This is a genomic window from Mesorhizobium sp. FG116 (genome assembly GCF_057809835.1).
This window is the reverse complement of sequence record NZ_JBMDKS010000115.1, coordinates 1-1,480: the sequence shown is the minus strand read 5'-3', so window position 1 is coordinate 1,480 and position 1,480 is coordinate 1. Positions and strand designations below refer to the sequence as shown.

Annotated in this window: 1 protein-coding gene; it reads left to right on the top strand. The window is 67.6% G+C overall.

What is annotated here, in order from left to right; genetic code table 11:
• On the top strand, window positions 1-1,480 hold a 1,480-nt coding region (locus ACODTY_RS23995; RefSeq protein ID WP_488996681.1), incomplete at both ends, for an autotransporter outer membrane beta-barrel domain-containing protein.

Below are 1,480 nucleotides of genomic sequence, written 5' to 3'. Positions count from 1 at the left end.
TCGCGAGCGACGGCTACCAGATCACCGGCGCGCCGATCACGCTCGCCGATCTGGCGTCCATCATCCGCGTCGGCGACGGCTCGGCGGGTGGCGCGACCTACAAGGCGATCATCGCTTCGGAGCTGACTGGCTCGGGCGGCCTGAACAAGGCCGATCTCGGCACGCTAATCCTGACCGGCGCCAACAGCTATACCGGCGGCACGACGATCTCCGGCGGCACGCTTCAGATCGGCAACGGCGGCACCTCCGGCTCGGTCACCGGCAACGTTGTGAACAACAGCGTGCTGGCCTTCGCCCGGTCGGACGCCACGACCTTCGGCGGGACCATCTCCGGGAGCGGCGCGGTCAAGCTCCTCTCGGGCGACGTGACCCTCACCGCCGCTAGCAACTATGCGGGCGGCACCAGCATCGCGGCCGGCTCGATGCTGCGCCTCGGCAATGGCGGCACGACCGGCTCGATCGCCGGCAACGTGATGAACAACGGCGTACTGGCCTTCAACCGCTCGAACGACTGGAGCTTCGCCGGCGTCGTCAGCGGTACTGGCAACCTGCGCCAGATCGGCGCGGGCAAGACCGAGCTGACCGGAGACTCCAGCGGCTTCACCGGCACCACCTCGGTCGAGAGCGGCATCCTCGCCGTCAACGGCAAGCTCGGCGGGACGCTCAATGTGCTCGCCGCCGGCCGCCTCCAAGGCACGGGCACGGTCGGGAATACCGTTGTCAACGGTACGATTGCGCCGGGCAACTCCATCGGCACGCTGAACGTCGCCGGCAACATCGCCTTCAATGCCGGCTCGATCTATGAAGTCGAGGTCAATGCGGCTGGCCAGTCCGACAAGATCGTTGCGTCGGGCACCGCCACCATCAATGGCGGCTCGGTGAAGGTCCTCGCGGGCATGGGCAACTACGCTCCGGCCACGACCTACACCATCCTCACCGCCAATGGCGGGCGCAGCGGCACCTTCACCGGCGGCGTCACCTCGAACCTCGCCTTCCTCGATCCCTCGCTCAGCTACGACGCCAACAACGTCTATCTGACGATGACCCGCAATGCCGTCAGCTTCCAGAACGCCGGCATCACCGCGAACCAGATCGCCACCGGCGGCGGGGTCGAGAGCCTGGGCCTCGGCAATCCCGTCTACAATGCGGTGCTGAACTTGTCGGCGCCTCAGGCGCAATATGCCTTCGACCAGCTCTCCGGCGAGATCCACGCCTCGGCGAAGACCGCGCTGATCGAGGACAGCCGCTTCGTCCGCAACGCCATCAACGATCGCATCCGCGCCGCCTTCGACGGTGTTGGCGCCTCGAAGGGCGGCGGCGTCACCTATGTCGACGGCAAGCCGGTGGCGGTCGCGGCCACCACGGATCGACTCGCGGTCTGGGGCCAGGGTTTTGGCTCCTGGGGCCACACCGACAGCGACGGCAATGCCGCTAGGCTCAACCGCAAGACCGGCGGCTTCTTCGTCGGCGCCGACGCCCC